Below are 21,797 nucleotides of genomic sequence, written 5' to 3'. Positions count from 1 at the left end.
GACGGTACGAGACGGGGTTCCCGCTGCGGGCCGGGGGACCGGCAGCGCGGCGCACGCGGTGAACGCACGGGGGCGATAGCGCCAACTCCCAGGCCAAGGGGGTTTCCTGGCGCGCCCGGAGCCACATACTCAGGGAGGCTCCGGCCGCCGCCGGGCCCGTCCCCCCGTTCCCTCGTCACCCTGGGAGAACCCGCATGGCCCCCTTCACCCGTCGCAGAGCCCTGGGCACCCTCGGCGCCGCCTTCGCGACCGCCGTCGCCGCGCCCCAACTCGCCCACGCCGCCGACCGGTCCCCGACCGGCGCCGCCCCGGCCGCCCGGCCCGCCGGAGCGGCCCGCCACCCCCGCCCGCGCCCCCTGGCCCAGGCCCACGCGCACAACGACTACGAGCACCCCCGCCCCCTCCTGGACGCCCTCGACCACCGCTTCACCAGCGTCGAGGCCGACATCTTCCTCGTCGACGGCCAGCTCCTGGTCGCGCACGACCCGACGGACCTGGACCCGGCCCGGACCCTCGAATCGCTCTACCTCGAACCGCTGGCGGCCCGCGTCCGCGCGCACCACGGCTCGGTGTACCGGCGCTGGCACGGGCAGTTCCAGCTCCTGATCGACATCAAGACCGAGGGCTCCTCGACGTACCTCGAACTGGACCGCCGACTGCGCCGCTACCGGCACCTGTTCACCACGTACACCCACGGCAAGGTCCGCCGCTCCGCCGTCACCGCCGTGGTCTCCGGCGACCGCGCGGCCCGCGTGCCGATGGAGGCCCAGCGGGTCCGGCGCGCCTTCTACGACGGCCGCCTGGCCGACCTCGGCACCGCGGCGCCCGCCTCCTTCATCCCGCTCATCAGCGACAACTGGTCGCTCAACTTCAGCTGGCAGGGCGTGGGACCGATCCCGCCCGCCGAGCGCCAGAAGCTGCGGGGCATCGTCTCCGCCGCGCACAAGCGCGGGCAGCGCGTGCGCTTCTGGGCCACGCCCGACCTGGCGGGCCCGCAGCGCGACGCGGTGTGGGGCGAACTGCTCGCCGCCGGTGTCGACCACCTCAACACCGACGACCTCGCGGGGCTGCAGCGGTTCCTGGACGCGCACGGAAGGTAACGGCCCCGCACCCGCTTGCCCGCGGAACCACCCGTCCGGCGGACACACATCGCACTCGGACAAACCCTCCGCTACGCCACACTTGCCGCCGAAAGTCGTGATTCCGGCGTGGCGGAGGAGGTCCGTGATGGCCGTTTCGATTTCTGTGGGGCTGCTGCTCCTGATCCTGGCGGTGGTCGTGCTGCGCCACGGCCGCATGAAGGTGTCGCACGCCGTGATCTGCGGTCTGCTCGGCTTCTATCTGGCGAGCACGAGCGTGGCACCCACGATCCACAACGGGATGACGGCGACGGCGGACATCGTCAGCGGCATCCACCCCTGAGGTCCCGGCCGCCGCGCCGTGACCACGTCCGTTGTCGTCGTGTCCGCCCTCGCCGCACCCGCCCTTGTTGCGCCCGGCCTCGTTCCGGCCATGATCATTACGGCCGCGTGAACAACTCCCGTACGTTCATGGACACTTCAAGGGGTCGGCCCTAGCTTCGGGCCATGCCACGCCTTACCCGAAGTAACCGCGGCCGGGCCCTCGCCCTGTGCCTCGCCCTGACGGCGGCCGTCCTGCCGGTCCTCGCCGCCCCGGCGCACGCCGACGAGATCCCCAACGCCCCTGGCCACCGGCTCGTCGACCAGTACACCGGGCAGCCCGCCCCGGCCCGCCCGGTCCCCGGCGACCCGCCCCCGCAGCACCCCCACCTCGCCGCCAACGGCCGCAGCGGCATGCACGCCGACGCGGCGGGCAGCGGCACGTACCCCTGGAACGGGCCGCTCGGCCGGAAGCCGCGGGTGAGCAGCGAGAAGATGGCGGCGCTCGGCGGGGAGTGCGCGACCGTCACCTTCGACAGGGACGGGCGGATCGTCACCGTCTGCGGCATGTTCTCGGGCTTCCTCGTGAAGCTGCTCGACCCGGGGTCCCTGCGCACCCTCGCCGAGTACAAGCTGCCGCAGCGCCCCTCCACCATCGAGGCCATCACCCGGCTCGACTTCTCGAAGATCTTCAAGGACACGTCGGGCGGCGCCTATTCCTACCTCGACGACAAGGACCGGCTCGTCCTCGCCGACTCCCGCCAGCACATCGTGCGGCTCGCGCACGAGCGGACCCCCGACGGCGGCTGGCGCTTCGTCGTCGAGGACGAGTGGGACCTGACCGCGCACGTCCCGCACGACTGCGTGTCGTGGACGAACCTGTACCCCAGCGGCACCTGCGACCCGGTCACCTCCGTCATGCCCGACTGGGACGGGCGGATCTGGTGGGTGACCCGGCAGGGCCGCGTCGGCACCGTCGACCCGGACAGCGGCGCGATCCGCTCCGTGCGGCTCGGCGGCGAGGAGATCCAGAACTCGTTCTCCGTCGCCGAGGACGGCGTCTCGATCGTCTCCGACCACGCCCTGTACAGCTTCGCGGCCGCCGCCGACGGCACCCCTGAGGTCCGCTGGCGCCGCACCTACGACCGAGGCACCGGCACCAAGCCCGGGTCGGTGAACCAGGGTTCGGGCACCACACCGGACCTCTTCGGTGCTGCCGAGAAGTACGTCGCCATCACCGACAACGCCGACGACCGCATGCACGTCCTCGTCTACCGCCGCGACCCGGCCGTGCCCGAGAGCCGTCGCCTGGTCTGCGAGGTCCCGGTGTTCGGCGCCGGGGCGTCCACGACCGACAACTCCCTGGTCAGCCACGGCAACAGCCTCGTCGTCGAGAACAACTACGGCTACGAGAGCATCGCGTCCCTCACCTTCGGCCGCAGCGTCGTCGGCGGCGTCAGCCGCATCGACGTGCGCGCGGACGGCAGCGGCTGCGACACCGTGTGGGAGAGCCCCGTGCGCTCGCCCTCCACCGTCCCCAAGCTGTCGACCACGAACGGGCTGCTGTACTTCTACACGAAGGAGCCCAACCGCCTCGGCATCGACGCCTGGTACCTGACCGCCGTCGACTTCCGCACCGGCGAGCCCCGCTGGAAGCGGCTCACCGGCACGGGCGTCGCGTACGACAACAACTGGGCGCCCGTGACGCTCGGCCCGGACGGGACGGCGTACGTCGGGGTGTTCAACGGCCTGGTGGCGGTGCGGGACGGGACCCAGTAGGAGGGCGCCCCGCACCTCTGCGCGGACTACGCGCGGGAGAACACCGCGATGCCGTTGGGGACCGGGCGTTCCGCGCCGCCGCTCGGATGGTTGCGCACCGAGACCGCGGGCGCGCCCGGCTCCCGCGCGGCCAGCGTGCTGGAGCCGCCGCCGTCCAGGCTGAAGCCGTCGGCGGCGCCGAGCGCGCGCAAGGAGGCGGCGACCTCGGCGATCGTCAGACCGGCGCGGAACTCGGGGGCGCCGTCCAGGGCGACGAGGTACAGGCGCCTGCCGTCGGCGGAGATGCCCGCCGAGGTGCGCACCGCCGCGACCCGGTCGTCGAGTCCCGGCAGCGGCGCGCCGTCGCGCAGGAGCGGGTAGCCGCCGAGCGCGAAGCTGTACGGGACACGCGAGGCGGCCGCGACCAGGCGGTGGCGCACCCGCACCGGCTCGCCGGCCGACAGCTTGCGCAGCTCCTGCGCGCCCGCCTCCCGGCCGACGAGCACCGTGGTGCCCTCGGCGATGGGGCCGCGGCCCGGCGTGTCCGCCCGGCCGACGACCCGGCCGTGCCGCACGGTCACCTCGTAGGTGTCGGTGCTGCACGGGGCGCCCCGGTCGGTGTCGGTGCCGCAGGTGGCCCGCACCCGCGAGGTCTCGCCCCAGGCGCTGGTGAACGCGCCGATGGAACCCTCCGCGAGCGCGTACTGGTTGAGGCCGCGCAGCGGCAGGCGGCCCGACCGGGTGTGGATCCGGCCGTCCAGGGCCATGCGGTCGAGGCGCGCCCTGCGGTCGATGCCCACGCCGAGGACGTCCTCGGTGGTCGTGCCGGGCGGCAGGGCGGGGCCGAAGCGCTGGCCGTTGGGCACCGCGGCCTTCAGGGCGCGGCCGGACGCGATGGCGGGGCCGACGGGAGCGCCGGTCGCCTCGACGCCGGGGTGCTGGGTCTCCGTGATGTTGAAGAAGTCGCCGTTGACGCCCCCGACGGCCCCGGACTGGTCCGCCATCGTCGACACGGCCTGGCGGGCGCCGACCGCGCCGGGGTGGAGCAGGCCGAGGCGGACCCGCGGGTCGCGCAGGTTCACGTCGAGGACGTGCGCGTGGGCCGTGCCGCGCGGGGTCGGGATGTCGAAGTCCCGGTACTCCACTCCGGGCGCGAGCTGCGTGCTCGCGTCCCTCCCGGCGCCCGGAACGCCGCTGGCCGGTGCCGCCCCCATGAGGGCGGCACCGGCCAGGGTGGTCAGGACGACAAGAACGGCGCGAACGGCGAGGGGGCCTCTGCGGGCCGCCCACCGCCGGGTGCCGGTTCTGCGCCGGCTGCCAGGTCTCGTACACCGTGTCACAGGTCCCCCTCGTCTCGGACGGGCTGTCAACTGTCCCAGCGTCACGAGGAGTTGACCAGACGGCGGTGGCTACGTCCCGACGAGCCGGGAACGGATGAGGAAACGCACCCCTTCGGGTGCCTCCAGGGAGAAGCCGCTGCCCCGGCCCGCCACGACGTCGACGATGAGCCGGGTGTGGCTCCACACCTCGAACTGGCTCTGGGACATCCAGAACCGTACTGGCTCCGCCACGCCCGCCACGTCGAGCGACGCGAGCAACACGTCGGAGTCACCCGTGCGGAACTCACCGTCCGGGTAGCACATCGGCGCGCTGCCGTCGCAGCAGCCGCCGGACTGATGGAACATCAGCGGGCCGTGGGCCGCCCGCAGCCGCCGCAGCAGGTCGGCGGCGGCAGCGGTCAGTTCCACGCGCGGGGTGTCGGCCATGGGCGATCGCTCTCCTCCGGACGGCGGACGCCGCACCCTGCCGGGGCGGCCGGTCCAGTCAACGCGGCGGGACGTTGCGAGGAGGTTGCGGCGGTCGCGCGGGGCCAGTGCGGGGGAGGGGGGCGGCGGGCCGGACAGGTCACCGGGAAACGAGAGACGGGCGGCCCGGGGGCCGCCCGCCACTGCGTGCCGATGCGTCAGCCGATCGGCTCGCGCATCTCCTCGCGCACCTTCAGCGTCGTCTCCGCGAGCTCGTCGAGGTCGATGTCCTCGGGGTCCTGGGTCGCGCTCGTGGGGGTGACCACGCCCACGGCCGCGCCGGTGTTGTCGTCGGCCCAGGCGCACAGCGGGACGTTGCTCGTGACGCCGTTCTGCGAGGACTTCAGGACCTGGCAGCGCAGGGTGAGGTCCGAGCCCTTGGGGGTGATGTCCCGCGCGGGGACGGCGACCGAGGCGCCCTCCGCGTCGGCGGAGCCCTTCATCAGGTCGGAGCGCGCCTTGCCGGGGTTCTTGAAGCGCCCGTACATCCCGGAGACCACGAGGGCGTCCGTGGAGTTCGCGCCCTGGCCGGTGAACTGGCCCACGACCGCCTTGGGGTCCCGGATGTTGGAGCGGTTCTTGTTCTCCTCGACCACTTCCCGGCCCGCGGTGTCCGACATGTCCTGCGCGAGCTTGTACTTCCCGTCGAGCAGCTCGCTCGGCATGCGCAGCCGGTACTTTGCCTCCGGGAACCCGACGTCCGTGGTGTTGCCGATCACGGCGAGCGCGATGACGATCAGGATGAGGGCACCCACGACGCCGCCGACGATGCCCAGGATCTTGCCGGTGCGACGCCCGCCCTGCGGCGGTCCGCCGTACGGCGCGCCCCACGGAGCGGGCCCGGGAGCAGCAGGGTAGGGCGCGTGCTGGCCGTAGGGCGGGGCCTGTTGAGGGAACTGCGGCGGGGCGTACGGCGACGGCGGGGGCTGCTGCCCGTAGGGGGCCTGGGCGGGGCCGAACCCCTGCGGGGGAGGCGGTGGCGGCGTGGACATGCCGACACGCTACGTCACACTTGCGACGGTACGACAACCGGCCCGGCGGCGGGCGCCACGGACCCGGCGGGGCCCGCGCCGGCGGCGAGCGCGCCGAGCAGCGTGAGCGCCTGCGCGGAGGCGCTGTCCGGCGCGGCCTGGTAGACGACCAACTGCTGGCCGGGCGCGCTGTTGACCGTCATCGACTCGTAGTCCAGCGTCAGCTCACCGACCAGCGGGTGCCGGAAGCGTTTGCGCTCGCAGGTTTTGCGGCGCACGTCGTGGCGCGCCCACAGGCGGCGGAACTCCGGGCTCCGCACGGACAGTTCCCCGATCGTCCGGACCAGCACGGGGTCCGGTCTGCCGCTCCCGGCCGCCGGGCGCAGCGCGGCCACGGCGTTCTCCGCCACCCGCTCCCGGTCCGGGTAGAAGTCCCGCGCGCCCCGGTCGAAGAACACCATCCGCAGCAGATCCCCGCTGTGGGCGTGCCCTGCGAACAGCGCCCGGCCCAGCGCGTTGTGGGCCAGCACCAACAGGCCGTGGCCGAGGCCCACGGCCGGGGTGCGGTGCCAGTCCGCCGGCATGCGCAGCAGCGTCGGGCTGACCGCCTCGTACTCGCTCCGGTACGAGGAGTGTGTCCGGGTCGGCGCGGCGTGCGGGCGGACCAGCTGCCGCAGCTGCTCGGCGGCATCCGGGCCCAGCTCCAGGGCGCGCGCGAGGGCCTCGACGACCTGCGCCGACGGGTGCCGCGCCCGGCCCTGCTCAAGCCGCACGTAGTAGTCGAAGCTGACGTCGGCGAGCGCCGCGACCTCCTCCCGGCGCAGCCCCGGGACACGCCGTCGGTCCGACACCTTCAGGCCGATGTCCTCGGGCCGCAGCAAGGTCCGGCGGGCGCGCAGGAACTGCCCGAGCGGGTTCTCGCTCTCCATGACCCCCACGGTAGGCACGGCCGACGGCGGCGCGGAAGGCAGGAGGGTAGGCGGCGTGCACCCGCCCTCGGCGTGCTCCCGCCCTCGGCGGTGCGTGTCCTCGGCTTCGGTCGGTCCCGGACACCGGGCGACACCGTTCCGCCCCGATGGGCACAAGGTGCGTGCTGTTGCTGTCATATGCCGGAGCGCGCGGCCGCCGGACGGCATCGTGCGCGGGATGGGCGTACAGAATGTGCACACGGCTCTCACGGCGCTGGGAGCGGTGTTCTCGGGAGTGGCGGCGCTCGCCGCCGTCGTGGTGGCGCGCTGGCAGCCGGAGTTCGGGCGGCGCGTCGCCCTGGAGTCGTTGGGCTCGCATGCGGCCGTGGAACGGGAGTTGCGTCTGGAGGCGCAGCGGTGCGAGGCGTGGACGGCGTTCCTGCGCACCTCGGACGCGTTCGCCGACGTGGTGTGGCGGCTGGGGGAGTTGGACGCGCGGTCCCGGCCGGAGGCGCTGCGGACCAGGAGCGAGGCGTTGACCCAGGCGTGCTCGGGGCTGCGGGTGCTCGGGCCGGAGTGCGTGGTGCGGCACGCGGAGGCGGTGCGGGAGCGGTGCGCGCGCATGGAGCGGTACGCCGCCCGGCGCGCCGTGGTCCGGTCCGCGCTGCGCGCCCTGGAGTGCCGCTGGTGTCCGGGCAACGCCGAGTGGTGCGAGGACGACGCCCACGGCTGCGCCTTCGTCGCGCACGACATGCTCGAGGGGTGGGGCGAGCGGGACGAGGACGAGCGCCCCGAGGACCTCGACTTCCTGGAGTACCTGATCAGGCAGAGCGGTGTCCTCGCGGACGACGGGGCGCCGGCGGAGAGCGGCGTCCTGACGGAGGACGACCTGCGGCGGCTGCTCGCCGTCGCAGGCAACCCCGTGTCCTGGAACTACCTGGCCGCCGAGGACCGCTGGCTGCGGCCCCGCACCGGGTTCGACGAGGAGCGGGGCGCGTTCATCGACTCGGTACGGGCCTTTCTCGCCGACAGCGGGCGGGCCGGGGCGGGGCGGACGCCCGCGTAGGCCGCGGCGCTCTAGGCTGCCACCCGGCCCTGCCCCGACCTCGACCCAGGAGCGCGCACCGTGTTCGACGCCGTACCGGAGAACCCCTACCCCGACGGCCTGCGGCCCGACCGGGCACCCGCCCCGCACGCGCTGCTCGCGCCGGTGCTCGGACTCCTCGGCACCTGGCACGGCCGGGGACAGGGCGAATACCCCACCCTCGCCGCCGACTTCACGTACGCGCAGGAGGTCACCTTCAGCCACGACGGCCGCCCCTTCCTCCGCTACGAGGCCCGGGCCTGGCTCCTCGACGGCGACGCCGCGCCACTGCGTCCATCGGCGCGCGAGAGCGGCTGGTGGCGGCTGCAGCCCGACGGCCGGGTGGAGGCGCTGATCACCCAGCCGACGGGCATCGCGGAGATCTCGGTGGGCCACGCGGCCGACGGCACCGTCGACCTCAGCACCCACCAGGTGGCCCGCACCCCCACCGCCAAGGAGGTCGACGCCACCCGCCGCCGCTACACCCTGGCCGCCGACACGCTCACGTTCGTCCACGACCTGGCGGCCGTCGGCCGGCCGCTGCAGCACCACCTCCGGGCCCAGCTGCGACGCAAGGCGTAGGCCCGCGTGCGGTGGTGCGGGCGGCCGTCGGCCGCCCGCACCACCAGACGTCAGCTGCCGTACCGCAGCGAGATCGTGTCCCCGGCCTTGATCTCCTTGTTCCGTGCGGCGGCCGCCGCCGTCGCGCCGTCGACGCTCGCCTTCCACGTCGAACCACCGCTGTTCGCCTTGCCGTTGAGGGCCGTGACCGGGCCCGTGCCGCTGTCCGGCGTGACGGACGTGACACAGCCCGCCGGGGTGGCCGAGGTGGCCGCCGCGTCCAGGACCGCGCCGAGCGTGGTGGTCTTGGCGGTCGGCGTGAAGGCCACGGAGCAGACCTTCAGCGAGGTGCCGTCGTCGACGGTCAGGGCGAGGCTGGTCGCGGTGCCCGGTGTGAAGCCGGTCGTGGCGGCCCAGCGGGACGCGCCCGCCGTCGCCGGGGTCGGCGGGGCCGCCATGAAGCCGCCCCCGGCGACCGCGCGCAGGCCGTCGATGGAGGCGTACGCGGACGGCGTGGTGTCGGTCGGCAGGTACTTGAAGCCGCCGCCCGGCTTGAACTGCTGGGCGATGAGGAAGTCCACCGGGGTCTTGCCCGCGCGGGTCAGGAAGTCGCCGGTCTGCGGGTTGATGCCGCAGGCGTCGAGGCCCGACACGGCCCAGCCGTTGGAGTCGGTGTTGGCGCCGAACATGGCGTCGAAGGCGCCGGAGTTGTTGATGAGCTTCGCCTTCAGGAAGGCCTTGGCCTTGGTGATGGCGGGGTCGGTCGCGGGCACCCCGGACACGCACAGCGAGGCCATCGCGGCGCCGGTCATGTCGATGTCGCCGGGCGCGGCGAGCGCGTCGGGGTCGCCCTCGGCCTTGCCGAAGTTCCAGCCGCCGTCGTTGTGCTGGTTGGCGCGGACCGTGGCCACGGACCTGTCGAGCAGCGCCTGCGGCACCCGCTGGGCCCCGGACCGGGTCTTGGCGCCGCCGAGCGAGATCAGCGCGAAGACCGTGCCGTTGAAGTTGGACGGCGAACCCCAGTAGCCCGGCGCGGAGTTCTGCCAGTGCCCGTAGGTGTCGGCGACCAGGTTGCGGCTCGCCGAGACGCGGGCCGGGTCGATGCCCGCCGAGTAGGCGTTGATGATGCCGCGCTCGTAGTCGGTGACGACCGGCGAGGTGCCCGGCCAGCCCGCCGCCGCGAGGTGCGCGCGGTACACGGTGCGGGCGTTCTTCGAGGTGTCGCCGCCCGGGCTGACGTCGGCGGCGGCCGTGCCCGCCGAGGCGAACGCGGAGAACGCCCACTCGTTGGACAGGCCCGCGCCCGCGTAGGAGCCGTCGGCGCCCTGCAGGGATCTGAGGTAGGTCACGCCGTTGGTCTTGGACGTGGCTATCTGGCCGGGCGAGGCCGTGGCGGCCGCGGGCACGGCGGTGAGGACGAGGGCGCTCACGGCGCCGAGTGCGGTGGGTACGGCGAGCAGGGTGCGGCGGGCGGCACGGGTGGAGGTCATGTCGGGAGCTCCCGGAGAGAGGGGGCGGCGGCCTCACGTCCCCCCCGCGGCCGGTCCACTTGTGTGTGCACCCGAGCCCGACGACACGCGGCCGTCGCCCGAGCGCGTGGGTTCGACGTCCGTTGACGCTGGCCGTTCGGGCATTCGGGCTCGGCCCGGCTCCCTGCCGGTCCACACCGTTGCGCGTCAGCTCTGGGTTCGCACCAGATTCCCCCGATCGGCAGCACAGGACGGTACTCGAACCACACAGAACCCGCACACCCTTGCCACCTCATTCGCAACTGTGCTCTAATTCGGCCGATTCCAAGCTCAGTCATCAGGGGAAGCCGGTCGAAGTCCGGCGCTGACCCGCAACCGTAGGTTCGCCGAGCACCGCAAGTGCCCGGCGGGCGAGCCGGATTACCTGGACTGAGGGCTAGCGATTGACGCCGTCGCGGACTACGGCGTGGTTCGGACGGTTTCTCCACGCGGGCCCCGGCCCCGGGCCTGCCACCACGTGAACTCCGCTGCGGCTGACGCCCAGGGGGCAGTGGTGGGGCAGGGAACCGGACGGGTCCGGAGCATACGTACAAGAGGTCTCGCGCTGCTCTGCGCGGCCGCCACGGCGCTGGGCGGCGGGGCACTGCTGCTCGGCCCGGCCACCCCCGCGGCGGCCGATCCGATCGGCTCCTGCACCCGCACCAAGGGCGCCGTCGTCGCGGTGGACTTCGCGGACTGGGGCGGCGGCGTCGTCCGTGGCTGCGACGCCACCCCGACCACCGGCTACGACCTGCTGCACGAGGCCGGATTCAGCACCGAGGGCACCGAGCACGACGGCCCCGCGTTCATCTGCCGCCTCGGGCACAAGAAGTTCAACTCCGGCAAGCAGTACCCGACGTCGGGCCAGGAGAAGTGCAGGCTCACTCCGCCCGCCACCGCCTACTGGTCGTACTGGATCGCCCCGCCCGGCCAGGACTACTGGACGTACAGCCCGCTCGGCGCCATGAGCCAGAAGCCGAAGAACGGCTCCGTCGAGGCCTGGGTGTTCGGCGCCACCGACGTGGACGGCACCAGCGGCGGACCCACGTTCACCCCCGCCCAGGTGCGCGCGGGCGGCCAGAGCGACCCCGGCGACAAGCCGCCGAACGTCAAGCCCGGCAAGGTCGACCTGAAGGCCGCGCGGACCTGGCTCAAGGGCCGCCTCACCGAGGGCGACCACATCCGTGACGAGGGCGCCGAGAACGCCAACCTCTACCAGACGGCGCACACCGCCCTCGCGCTCGCCGCCGCCGGCGGCCGCGGCGGCACCCTCGACCGAATGAAGTCCTACCTCGCCGCGCGCACCGAGGAGTTCGCCTACCCGCAGGGCGCCGACAAGGCCCCGAGCCCGCTGGGCGCGGCCCTGCTCGCGCTGCTCGCCGAGAGCACCGAGGGCGACCCGCACTCCTTCGGCGGCCACAACCTGGCCCGTGACCTCGGCAGCAGCGTGTGCACCGCGGGCGGCACCGCCGACTGCGTCGCCAAGGGCGACTTCCCCGGCGTGGGCGACGTGGAGACCCAGGCGCTCGCCGTGCTCGCGCTGCACCGCGCGGGCCGGAAGATCCCCGCCGACGCCGTCGCGCGCGTGGCCGCCCACCAGTGCAAGGACGGCGGCTTCAGCCCGACGCTGCTGCGCGCCGGCGACGCCTGCTCGTACAGCGACCCCGCCACCACGCCCTACGCGACCATCGCCCTCCAGCAGGCGGGCGGGCACGCCGACGCCGTGGCGAAGGCCCGCAAGAACCTCCGTGGCGCCCAGCTCCCGACCGGCGCCGTCGCCGCCTACCCGGGCGTGACCACCGGCGACGTCACCACCACGGCCCGCTCCGCCCAGGCGATGCGGCTCCTCGGCGACACGGTGCGCGCGGACGCCGCCGTGTCCTGGCTGTCGCGGCAGCAGACCGAGTCCGGCGGCTTCGGCTCCGACGAGGGCGCCACCGACCCGGAGATCTTCCCGACCTGGCCCGCCGCCTTCGCCGGTGCGCGCACCAGCCTGGCCGCGCTCACCACGAAGCGCCCGGACCAGCCGAAGCCGCCCGTCGACCCGACGAAGCCGCCGACCGACCCGACCGGCCCCGCTGACCCCGACCCGTCGAAGCCCCCGACCGCCGGCGTCAAGCCGCCGTGGCGCCCCGGTGACGGCCCCGACCTGAAGAAGGGCACCACCTACCTCACGGCGGGCTCGCGGCTGAAGCAGGGCCACTACTACGAGAACGTCGCCGGGACCGGCTTCGCCGACTTCGGCCTGACCATCGACGGCGCCTACGCGCTGGCCGCCACGGGCACGGGCAACAACACCCTGCGCGGCATCGTCGACTTCCTCGACGGCAAGGGGAAGGACGCCAGCACCACCGGGCGTACCGTCAACGACTGGACCGGCGTGGGGACGTCGCACGCGGCCGGAGGCTCCATCGGCAAGGTCGCGGTGCTCGCCCAGGCCGTCGGCCGCGACCCGCGCCACTTCGCCGGGCACGACCTGATCAAGGCACTCGGCAAGGCAGTGTGCAAGAAGAAGAGCCAGGGCGCCGACCGCAGCTGCGCGGCCAAGGGCGCCTACCGGTACGCCCCTTCGGTGTTCTCGCAGTCCCTCGGCGTCATCGCGCAACTGCGTGCGGGGGAGAAGCGCGCGGCCGCGGCCCCGGTCGCGTACCTGCGGAGCCTGCAGAAGACCTCGGGCGCCTGGCCGAGCCTCATCCCGCCGACCGGCGACTCCGAGGTGGACTCCACCGCGATGGCCACCATGGCCCTGGACCTGGTGGGGGACACCCGCGCCAAGAAGGCCGTCACCAAGGGCCTGAAGTGGATCGCGTCCCAGCAGCTCCGCGGCGGCGGTTTCCCCGGCGCGTCCGGTGACTCCGTGAACTCCGCGGCCCTCGCGATCCAGGGCCTGTCCCTGGACGCCCCCACATACAAGTCCCAGATCAAGAAGGCCCGGAAGTTCCTGGCCAAGCAGCAGAACCGGGACGGCGGCTTCAACGTGGCGGCCGGCGGGCAGCGCGGCTCCGACGTCCGCGCCTCGACGCAGGCGCTCGGCGGCGCCATCGGCACCTCGTTCGGCACGCTCGTCCGCGACCTGGACGGCACCCGTCCGCAGCCGCCGGGCGCGTCCTCCGACGGTCCTCCGGGCGGGCCGGGCGGTGCGGGTGACGGCAACGCCGACATCGTCACGCCGGGCGGGGCAGCGGGCGGCGCGGGCGGTTCCGCCGCCGGGGACACCCCGACCGGCCCGCTCGCCTCAACGGGCGCCCAGGTGACGGGACTTGCCCTCGCCGCGCTCGCCCTGTGCCTCGGCGGCTGGCGCACCCTCGTCGTCGCCCGCCGCCGCGGCCTCGTGGCAGGCGACCGGTGATCCGCCGCCTCCTGAGCGCGGCGGGCGCCCTCGCCCTGGCCATGGGCGCGCTCGCCGCCACCACCGGGCAGGCCGCCGCCGCACCCCGGCCCATCGGGCAGTGCACCACCAGGTCGGGTGCGGTGCTCGCCGTCGACTTCAGCGACTGGGGCGGGCCGATCCTGCGCTCCTGCGGCACCACGCCCACCACCGGCTACGAACTGCTCAACCAGGGCGGCTGGCGCACCACCGGCACCGGCCACGACGGCCCCGCGTTCATCTGCCGCATCGGCTACAGCGGCTACAAGGGCGGCAAGCAGTTCCCGACGCCCGCCCAGGACGACTGCGTCCTCACCCCGCCCGCCACCGCCTACTGGTCGTACTGGCACGCCGACGCGGGCTCGAACACCTGGCAGTACAGCCAGCTCGGCGCCATGCTCTACAAACCCAAGCCGGGCAGCGTCGACCTGTGGATCTTCGGCGGCACCAACATCGAGGGCACCAAGGGCCGCCCCACGGTCAGCCCCGACCAACTGCGCGCCCGCAACACCCGCCCCACCGGCGGCAAGGCCCGCACCCCGCAGGAGACGAAGACCGCGAAGCCGCTGCCGCCCGGCGTCGACACCGGACCCGCCCCCGAACGGCCCGTGACGGAGAAGCCCGCGCCCAAGCCGAAGAAGCCGAAGGCGGAGCCGAAGCCGAGACACAGCACGTCACCGTCGCCTTCCGCCACCAAGAAGCCCTCGCCCGCCGCGAGTTCCGGCGCGGGCGAGGCCAAGGCCGCACCCGGTCCGTCCGCCAAGGTCGTCAACGCCGCCCCGGCCGCCGACGCCGCCCACGACACGGGCTCGTACGTACCGGCCGCCCTCACCGGCGCCCTGGTCCTGCTGGTCGGCGGCGCCGGCGCGTACGCGGCCAGGCGCCGCCGCCGTACGGAGTAGGGGTGCCGCACCGTACCGCCGCAGCACGGCCGTCCGTGTCCGGTGTCCTGCCGGGCGCGGACGAGCGCCGACTGCCGCGCACCCTGCACCCGCTGGCCTGGTGGGTGTGGGCGCTCGCCCTCGCCACCGCCGTCAGCCGCACCAACAACCCGCTGCTGCTGTTGCTCGTCCTCGCCGTCCTCGGCTACGTCATCGGCATGCGCCGCACCGAGGCGCCCTGGGCGCGCGGCTTCAAGTACTACCTGTACCTCGCGCTCACCGTCGTCGCGATCCGCGTCCTGTTCCGGGCGGTCTTCGCCACCGGCATCACCCCCCATGACCACTTCCTGTTCTCCCTGCCGCACATCCCCACCCCCGACTGGTACGCGGGCATCCAACTCGGCGGCCCCGTCTCGCTGGAGGCCGTGCTGTCGGCCGCCGTCGACGGGCTGCGGCTCGCCTGCATGCTGTGCTGCATCGGCGCCGCGAACACCCTCGCCAACCCCAAGCGCGCCCTGCGCGTCCTGCCCGGCGCGCTGTACGAACTCGGGGTCGCCGTCACCGTGTCGATCAGCGTCGCCCCGCAACTCGTGCAGAGCGTGCAGCGCGTGCACCGCGCCCGGCGGCTGCGCGCGGGCCGGAGCAAGGGGCTGCGGGCCCTGCGCGGCATCGTCGTCCCGGTACTGGAGGACGCCCTGGAACGCTCGCTGCGCCTCGCCGCCGCCATGGACTCGCGCGGCTACGGCCGGGCCGGGAGCGCCACGAAGGCCTCCCGGCGGCTGACCGGCGCGCTGATGCTGCTCGGCATGTGCGGCCTCTGCGCCGGTGCGTACGGACTGCTCGACGCCTCCACGCCCACGTTCCTCGGGCTGCCCGCGCTCGGGGCCGGGGCGCTGCTGTGCGTGGCGGGGCTGCGGCTCGGCGGGCGGCGCGTCACCCGGACCGCGTACCGGCCCGACCCGTGGTGGTTCGAGGAGTGGGCCGTGGCGGGCTGCGGCGTGCTGTCCGCCGTGCTCCTGTTCACCAACGTGGGCTTCGACGCGGCCGAACTCAACCCGTCCCTCTACCCGTTGAGCTGGCCCACGCTCCCGTTGGTCCCCGCCGTCGCGATCCTCCTCGCGGGCGCCGCCGGATTCCTCGCGCCCCCGCCGCTGCCCACCACCGCCCCGCAGGCCGCCCCGCGCGTCCCCGCCCGGCGAACCGAGAAAGCCACCGCCAAGTGATCACCTTCGACCACGTCAGCGTCCAGTACGACGACACCGTCGAACCCGTCCTCAGCGACGTCGACCTCACCGTCGAGGAGGGCGAACTCTGCCTCGTCGTCGGCCACACCGGCGTCGGCAAGTCCACCCTCCTCGGTGCGGTCAACGGCCTCGTCCCGCACTTCACCGGCGGCACTCTGTACGGGACCGTGACCGTGGACGGCCGCGACACCGCCGGGCATCCGCCCCGGGAACTCGCCGACGTCGTCGGCGTCGTCGGCCAGGACCCCCTCGACGGCTTCGTCACCGACACCGTCGAGGAGGAACTCGCCTACGCCATGGAACAGTTGGCGGTCCCGCCCGCCACCATGCGCAAGCGCGTCGAGGAGACCCTGGACCTGCTCGGCCTGGCCGACCTGCGCCACCGCGCGCTGCACGAACTGTCCGGCGGCCAGCAGCAGCGCGTCGCGATCGGGTCCGTCCTGACCGCCCACCCGCGCGTCCTGGTCCTGGACGAACCCACCTCCGCCCTCGACCCGACCGCCGCCGAGGAGGTCCTCGCCGCGATCACCCGGCTCGTCCACGACCTCGGCGTCACCGTACTGCTCGCCGAACACCGCCTGGAGCGGGTCGTCCAGTATGCCGACCGCGTACTGCACCTGCCGGGCGACGGCCGCGTCGTCTCCGGCCCGCCCGCCGACGTCTTCCGTACGACCACCATCGCCCCGCCGGTGGTGGAACTGGGCCGCCGCGCCGACTGGACGCCGCTGCCCCTGTCGGTCCGCGACGCGCGCCGCGCCGCCGCCCCGTTGCGCGCCCGCCTCGCCGGGGCGCCCGTCCCCGCCGCCCGGCCCCCGGCCCCGGCGGCCGGACAGCCCCGCCTGCTCGACGCCCGGGGCGTGAGCGTCCGCTACCGGGGCCAGGCCCTGCCCGCCGTCCGCGAGGCCGACGTGGAGCTGCGCGGCGGCGAGACCACCGCGCTGATGGGCCGCAACGGCTCCGGGAAGTCGTCGTTGCTGTGGGCGCTGCAGGGGTCGGGGACGCGGACGGAGGGGTCGGTGCGGGTGGTGCCGTGGGGGGCGGCGGGTACGCCGGGCGCGCGGGGCGCGGCGGCCGGTACGGGCCGGGGTGCCCGCGATCCGGGGACCGGCAGGGCGGGGAACTCCCGCGCCCCCGGGACCGGCAAGTCCGGTGGCTCCCGCGACCCGGGCGCCGTACCCGCCACCGAGGCCCGGCGCCTCGTCGGGCTCGTCCCCCAGACCCCCACGGACCTCCTCTACCTGGAGAGCGTGCGACAGGAACTCGACCAGGCCGAGGCCGAGTCGGCGGTGGCGGACGGGCCACCGGCCCGCGCGATCCTGGACCGCCTCGCCCCCGGCATCGACGGCGCCACCCACCCCCGCGACCTGTCCGAGGGCCAGAAACTCGCCCTGGTCCTCGCGATCCAGCTCTCCGCCGCGCCCGGCGTGGTCCTCCTGGACGAGCCGACCCGCGGCCTCGACTACCGCGCCAAGGCCCAACTGACGTCGATCCTGGACGAGTTGGCGGCCGAGGGGCGCGCGGTCGTGGTGTCCACGCACGACGTGGAGTTCGTCGCCCGCACCGCCGACCGGGTGGTCGTGATGGCCGAGGGCGAGATCGTCGCGGACGGCCCGGCCGCCGATGTGATCGTGGCCTCACCGGTGTTCGCGCCGCAGGTGGCCAAGGTCCTCGCCCCGCTGCCGTACCTGACGGTGGAACAGGCGTCGGCGGCGCTCACGACGGCGGAGGCGGGAGCCCGGTGAGCGAGCGCGCGCACCCCCGTACCACCGCGATCCGCATCACCCCCCGCGCCGGAGTCGTCATCGCGATGGCCGCGTTCCTCGGCGTCGTCGCCTTCTTCTGGCCGTTCGTCGTCGCCCCCGGAACCTTCGGCTCGACGTACGCGCCGCTGCTCATCTTCGGCGTGCTGCTCGTCCTCGTCCTGTGCGTGGTGATCTCGGAGATCGCCGAGGGCGGCATCAACTCCAAGGCCCTCGCGATGCTCGGCGTGCTCTCCGCCGTGAACGCCGCGATCCGGCCCCTCGGCGCGGGCACGGCCGGGATCGAGACCGTCTTCTTCATCCTCGTGCTCGCCGGACGCGTGTACGGACCCGGCTTCGGTTTCACCCTCGGCTGCACCTCGCTGTTCGCCTCGGCGCTCATCACGGGCGGGGTCGGGCCGTGGATGCCGTACCAGATGTTCGGCTGTGCCTTCGTGGGGATGCTCGCGGGGCTGCTGCCCCGGGCCACCGGGCGGCTCGAAGTGCTGCTGCTCGCGGTGTACGGGTCCGTGTCCGGCTACCTCTTCGGGTTCCTCCTGAACCTGTCCTTCTGGCCCTTCTCCCTCGATCCGAACAGCTCCATCGCCTATCTGCCCGGCCTGCCCTTCACCGAGCAGTGGCAGCGCTACATCGCCTTCGACCTCGCGACGTCCCTGGGCTGGGACACGGGCCGGGCGGTCACGAACTTCGTCTGTGTGCTGCTCGCGGGACCGGCCGTGCTCACCGTCTTCAGGCGCGCCGCGCGCAAGGCCCGCTTCCAGGCGCCGGTGCGGTTCGCACCGGCGGCGCGCCCGGCGGCGGACGGGGTGGACGAGGCGCCCGGCAGCCCCTGAACGTACCGTCGGGGCATGCGCATCGTCTCCCTGCTCCCCGCGGCCACCGACATCGTCGCCGAACTCGGCCTGATCGAGGACCTCGTGGGCCGCACGCACGAGTGCGACTGGCCGCCCGCCCGCGTGTCCGCCGTGCCCGTGGTCACCTCGGCCGGGTTCTCCTCGGACGCGCTCGGCAGCCGGGAGATCTCCGCGGCCGTCGGCGGCGGCCCGCACCACGGGTCCTCGCTCTACACCCTCGACGTCGAAGCCCTGTCCCGCCTCGCCCCCGATGTGGTGCTCACCCAGGACCTGTGCGACGTGTGCGCGGTGTCGTACGCGAGCGTGCGGGACGCCGTCCGGGTGCTTGAGGGCGACGGCCCGCGGGTGCTCAGCCTGGAGCCGAAGCTGCTTGACGACGTGCTGGACTGTCTCGTGCGCGTCGGCGACCTGCTGGGCGTCGGCGCGGTCGCGCGCGAACGCCGGGAGGAGCTGCTGCGGCGGCTCGCGACCGTGCGTGAGCTGACGCGGGGGCGCCCCCGGCCGCGTACCGTCGCGATCGAGTGGCTGGACCCGCTGTGGCCCGCCGGGCACTGGGTGCCCGAGCAGATCGACTGCGCCGGGGGCGAGCCGCTCCTCGCGGCTCCGGGCGAGCACACCGGACCCATGGACTGGGCGGCCGTGCGGGCCGCCCGGCCGGAGGTCCTCCTGGTGCTGCCCTGCGGCTTCAGCCCGGACCGCACCCTGCGCGAACGCGGGCTCCTGGAGGCGCTGCCGGGCTGGGCGGACCTGCCCGCCGTACGCGACGGGCGCGTCTGGGTCCTGGACGGACCGGCGTACTTCAACCGCCCCGGCCCGCGCGTCGTGCGCGGCGCGGAGGTGCTCGCCCAGGTGCTGCACGGGGTGGCGGCCGGGGAGCCGGTCTCCGAGGAGGAGGCCCGGCGGCTCGGCTGAGCCGCGCTCCGCCGCGGCGCCCCAAAACCGGCGGGGGAAGGCTGTGCGTCCTGCCGTGGAGCACAACCATTGGCCATCGATGAGGGTCAAGTGACATGAAGTGCGGGTGAATTCCTCCGGACGTTCCGCCATCGGACTCCGTCCGTCGGGACATTCGCCCAGTCGACCTCCGAGCGAAGGAACCACAGGAAGCCCTATGTCGCGAGCAAGCCGTCGAGTACGTCTCACCGCACCTCTGATCGCCACGTTCCTGCTGACGGGCGGGTTCACCGCCTGGTCCCTCGGGCACGGCCAGGCCGAGGCCGCCACCCCCGCCGCCAAGAAGGCCGCCGCCGAGGCCGGTGACGACTTCAACGGCGACGGGTTCGCCGACCTGGTGGTCGGCGCCCCCGGTGCCACCGTCTCCGGCAAGAAGCAGGCCGGGTACGTCGCGGTGACGTACGGCTCGAAGAACGGCCTCGACCCCGCCCAGAAGAAGATCATCAGCCGCTCGACCAGCGGCGTCCCCGGTGCCGCCGCCACCAAGCAGGAGTTCGGCAGGACCTTCACCAAGGGCGACCTCGACCACGACGGCTTCACCGACCTGGTCATCGGCTCCGGCGGCCAGGCCGGGAGCGCCGGCGCGGTGGTCCTGTGGGGCGCCAAGTCCGGCCTCACCGGCGGCACGAAGATCGCCGCCTACGGGTTCGCCCCGCAGGCCGGTGACTTCGACGGCGACGGCAAGACCGACCTGGCCCTGTTCGCGGGCGTCGGCTCGCACGGCGACGACCCGGTCGGCCAGAAGGCGAACCTCTGGAAGGGCCCGCTCACCCGCACCGGCACCCCCGCCGCCACCCTCGACTTCATGGAGAAGTCGCAGTGGTCGAGCTATGACGACGACGAGATCCCCAGCCCGGCCTGCATCCAGAACCCCGACGTCTGCGTCGACGGCCCCCGCTCCGTGAAGGGCCCGACCATCCCCCAGGCCGTCGGTGACATCAACGGCGACGGCCGCGCCGACATCGCTGTCAACGACTACTACGGCGACGGCTCGTGGGGCAACAAGGTCCTCTACGGCAGCGCCAAGGGCTTCACGCGGGGCGACGCCTTCGGATCGCGCGGCGCCCTGGCCGTCGGCGACATCAACGGTGACCACTACGACGACGTGGTGGCCGGCGGCGGCTATGACGAGGAGGGCAAGGTCACGGTCGCCTTCGGCTCCGCGAACGGCCTCAAGGACAACGTCCAGACCTTCGACCAGGACACGCCCGGCGTCCCCGGCGCCGAGGAGGAGGGCGACCGCTTCGGCGACGCCCTCGCCGTCGGCGACGTCACGGGCGACGGCTACGCCGACATCGCCCTCGGCGTCCCCGGCGAGGACGTGGGCAGCGTCACCGACGCGGGCTCCGTCGTCCTCGTCCGCGGCACCGCGGGCGGCGTGACCGGCACCGGCGCGCAGGCCTTCCACCAGAACACCGCGGGCGTCCCCGGGGTCGCCGAGAAGAACGACCAGTTCGGCGCGGCCACCGCCCTGCTCGACGTCACCGGCGACGGCCGCAGCGACCTCGCGGCCGCCTCCGTCCACGAGAACGCGGACGCGGGCGCCCTGTGGTCCCTGCGCGGCACCGCCACGGGCCTGACCCCCACGAACTCCGTGGCCTTCGGTCCCAAGGACCTGGCGGCGCCGTCCGTCGCGGCGCTGTTCGGCAGCGCGCTGCGCTGATCCGGCGTACGCGGGCCGATGGCTCGGGGGCGGGGACGGAACGCACGGCACCCGCCGTGCGTTCCGTCCCCGCCCCGCTGTCGTCCCTGGCTGTGCCCTGCTAGCCGCCGATCACCGGGTAGTGGTCGGACAGGTTGTCGTACGTGTACTCCTTGCCCCAGCTCGACACGGTCCAGGGCGTGGTGGTCTCCTTCACCACGTCGTTGCGCCAGTCGGCGGGGCGGGCGTGGCCCGTGCGGTGCAGGACGTGGTCGAGGTCCTCGCGGGGGTCGTCCGGGTAGCGCTCGGAGGCGATGGAGTTGTCCTGCGTGTCGAAGGAGTACGGGTGGCCGGTGCGGGCGTCCGCAGGCGCGAGCCCGGCGTCGGTGAGCATCGAGGCGTACTCGCCGCTGTGCCGGTCGACGTTGAAGTCGCCCGCCACCATGACCTGTTCGTCCGCCGGGATGTTCTTGGCGTCGAGGAAGGCGTCCATTTCCTTGAACTGCTCGGCGCGGGTCCGGGCCGCCTGGCCCGCGGCGCACCCGGGGTCGGTGGACTGGGTGTGGGTGCCCACGACGTGGACCTTGGTGCCGTTCACGTCCAGAACGGTGTAGACGAAGCCCTTGTTGGAGTAGGAGTCCCCGCCGCAGGCGTCCTTGTAGACGTACTGCTCCTTGCGCACGATCGGCCACTTGCTGAGGACGGTCACCCCGCCGTCCTCCGGGGTGGTCGCGGAGTAGGCGCCGCCGGTGGCGTCCCAGCCGCTCTTCGACCGGCCCATGACGGGAGTCTGGTGCGGGTACGCGGCCTTGGCGTTCGCCTGGAGCGCGGCGGAGGAGGAGTTGTCGAAGGCCTCCTGGAGGACGACGACGTCATTGCCCCGGAAGAACCCGGCGGCCGGTATCGCCTCGGCGCGGTGGTCCTGGCCCCAGTTCGGGTACAGCGTCTTGCTGAACAGGAAAGCGTTGTACGTGAGCACCTTCAGGTGCGGGGTGCTCGCCGCCGACGCGGTGGGGGCGGTGGCCACCAGCGTCGCCGTCGCGGCCAGTGCCACGGTGATGGCGCCGACCGTGCGGGTGCGCGGCGTGGAGTGGGGCATGAGG

At 74.0% G+C, this 21,797-nt stretch carries 18 protein-coding genes; 12 read left to right on the top strand and 6 right to left on the bottom strand.

The window, feature by feature from the left end:
* Nucleotides 1–194 precede the first annotated feature (194 nt).
* The 3 genes from IE274_RS30895 (at nucleotide 195) to IE274_RS30885 (ending at nucleotide 3,179) form a co-directional block, all read left to right on the top strand.
* Nucleotides 195–1,100: a phosphatidylinositol-specific phospholipase C/glycerophosphodiester phosphodiesterase family protein gene (locus IE274_RS30895; RefSeq protein WP_190119225.1), complete on the top strand. Its 906-nt coding sequence runs from the start codon at nucleotides 195–197 to the stop codon at nucleotides 1,098–1,100.
* Nucleotides 1,101–1,227: 127 nt separating this feature from the next.
* Complete coding sequence (locus tag IE274_RS30890; protein ID WP_190119224.1) at nucleotides 1,228–1,422, top strand: hypothetical protein; 195 nt, start codon at nucleotides 1,228–1,230, stop codon at nucleotides 1,420–1,422.
* Nucleotides 1,423–1,586: 164 nt separating this feature from the next.
* Complete coding sequence (locus IE274_RS30885) at nucleotides 1,587–3,179, top strand: hypothetical protein (RefSeq protein WP_190119223.1); 1,593 nt, start codon at nucleotides 1,587–1,589, stop codon at nucleotides 3,177–3,179.
* A gap of 26 nt (nucleotides 3,180–3,205) precedes the next feature.
* On the opposite strand, the gene IE274_RS30880 is transcribed toward IE274_RS30885, so the two are convergent.
* The 4 genes from IE274_RS30880 to IE274_RS30865 form a co-directional block, all read right to left on the bottom strand.
* Nucleotides 3,206–4,372, bottom strand: coding sequence for a phosphodiester glycosidase family protein (locus IE274_RS30880; protein ID WP_190119222.1), 1,167 nt, complete (start codon nucleotides 4,370–4,372; stop codon nucleotides 3,206–3,208).
* A 195-nt stretch (nucleotides 4,373–4,567) separates the two neighbouring features.
* Nucleotides 4,568–4,924 carry a DUF779 domain-containing protein gene (locus IE274_RS30875; RefSeq protein ID WP_190119221.1) on the bottom strand — a complete coding sequence of 119 codons (357 nt, stop codon included), beginning with the start codon at nucleotides 4,922–4,924 and terminating at the stop codon, nucleotides 4,568–4,570.
* A gap of 197 nt (nucleotides 4,925–5,121) precedes the next feature.
* Complete coding sequence (locus IE274_RS30870; protein ID WP_190119220.1) at nucleotides 5,122–5,955, bottom strand: hypothetical protein; 834 nt, start codon at nucleotides 5,953–5,955, stop codon at nucleotides 5,122–5,124.
* Nucleotides 5,956–5,969: 14 nt separating this feature from the next.
* Nucleotides 5,970–6,863: a helix-turn-helix domain-containing protein gene (locus IE274_RS30865; protein WP_190119219.1), complete on the bottom strand. Its 894-nt coding sequence runs from the start codon at nucleotides 6,861–6,863 to the stop codon at nucleotides 5,970–5,972.
* A gap of 217 nt (nucleotides 6,864–7,080) precedes the next feature.
* Here IE274_RS30865 and IE274_RS30860 point away from each other — a divergent pair, with 217 nt between their 5' ends.
* A complete protein-coding gene (locus tag IE274_RS30860) occupies nucleotides 7,081–7,908 on the top strand; it encodes a hypothetical protein (RefSeq protein ID WP_190119218.1) in 828 nt (275 codons plus the stop codon).
* Between the two features lie 60 nt (nucleotides 7,909–7,968).
* Nucleotides 7,969–8,508 (top strand): heme-binding beta-barrel domain-containing protein, encoded by a 540-nt coding sequence (locus tag IE274_RS30855; RefSeq protein WP_190119217.1) that lies wholly within the window; start codon nucleotides 7,969–7,971, stop codon nucleotides 8,506–8,508.
* 50 nt (nucleotides 8,509–8,558) lie between these two features.
* On the opposite strand, the gene IE274_RS30850 is transcribed toward IE274_RS30855, so the two are convergent.
* Nucleotides 8,559–9,977 carry a prenyltransferase/squalene oxidase repeat-containing protein gene (locus tag IE274_RS30850; protein ID WP_190119216.1) on the bottom strand — a complete coding sequence of 473 codons (1,419 nt, stop codon included), beginning with the start codon at nucleotides 9,975–9,977 and terminating at the stop codon, nucleotides 8,559–8,561.
* Between the two features lie 532 nt (nucleotides 9,978–10,509).
* On the opposite strand from IE274_RS30850, the gene IE274_RS30845 reads away from it, so the two are divergent.
* The 7 genes from IE274_RS30845 (at nucleotide 10,510) to IE274_RS30815 (ending at nucleotide 20,715) form a co-directional block, all read left to right on the top strand.
* The gene (locus IE274_RS30845) at nucleotides 10,510–13,344 is read left to right on the top strand and encodes a prenyltransferase/squalene oxidase repeat-containing protein (RefSeq protein WP_229909918.1); all 2,835 of its coding nucleotides are present in this window, start codon (nucleotides 10,510–10,512) and stop codon (nucleotides 13,342–13,344) included.
* Between the two features lie 41 nt (nucleotides 13,345–13,385).
* Nucleotides 13,386–14,264 carry a hypothetical protein gene (locus IE274_RS30840; RefSeq protein WP_190119312.1) on the top strand — a complete coding sequence of 293 codons (879 nt, stop codon included), beginning with the start codon at nucleotides 13,386–13,388 and terminating at the stop codon, nucleotides 14,262–14,264.
* Between the two features lie 2 nt (nucleotides 14,265–14,266).
* Nucleotides 14,267–15,466, top strand: a complete 1,200-nt coding sequence (locus IE274_RS30835) for an energy-coupling factor transporter transmembrane component T (protein ID WP_190119215.1) — start codon at nucleotides 14,267–14,269, stop codon at nucleotides 15,464–15,466.
* Nucleotides 15,463–17,229: an ABC transporter ATP-binding protein gene (locus tag IE274_RS30830; protein WP_190119214.1), complete on the top strand. Its 1,767-nt coding sequence runs from the start codon at nucleotides 15,463–15,465 to the stop codon at nucleotides 17,227–17,229. Before IE274_RS30835 ends, IE274_RS30830 begins: the two co-directional genes overlap by 4 nt.
* Nucleotides 17,230–17,294: 65 nt before the next feature.
* Nucleotides 17,295–18,080: an ECF transporter S component gene (locus IE274_RS30825; protein WP_190119311.1), complete on the top strand. Its 786-nt coding sequence runs from the start codon at nucleotides 17,295–17,297 to the stop codon at nucleotides 18,078–18,080.
* Nucleotides 18,081–18,095: 15 nt separating this feature from the next.
* Nucleotides 18,096–19,013, top strand: a complete 918-nt coding sequence (locus tag IE274_RS30820) for a cobalamin-binding protein (protein ID WP_190119213.1) — start codon at nucleotides 18,096–18,098, stop codon at nucleotides 19,011–19,013.
* Nucleotides 19,014–19,209: 196 nt separating this feature from the next.
* Nucleotides 19,210–20,715 carry an FG-GAP-like repeat-containing protein gene (locus tag IE274_RS30815; RefSeq protein ID WP_190119212.1) on the top strand — a complete coding sequence of 502 codons (1,506 nt, stop codon included), beginning with the start codon at nucleotides 19,210–19,212 and terminating at the stop codon, nucleotides 20,713–20,715.
* Nucleotides 20,716–20,815: 100 nt separating this feature from the next.
* Here IE274_RS30815 and sph read toward each other — a convergent pair whose 3' ends face one another.
* Nucleotides 20,816–21,793, bottom strand: coding sequence for a sphingomyelin phosphodiesterase (gene sph / locus IE274_RS30810; RefSeq protein WP_190119211.1), 978 nt, complete (start codon nucleotides 21,791–21,793; stop codon nucleotides 20,816–20,818).
* Nucleotides 21,794–21,797: the final 4 nt, after the last annotated feature.

This window comes from Streptomyces flavofungini (assembly GCF_014650815.1).
GTDB classification, from domain to species: Bacteria; Actinomycetota; Actinomycetes; order Streptomycetales; family Streptomycetaceae; genus Streptomyces; species Streptomyces flavofungini.
This window is presented reverse-complemented; position numbering and strand designations above follow the sequence as displayed.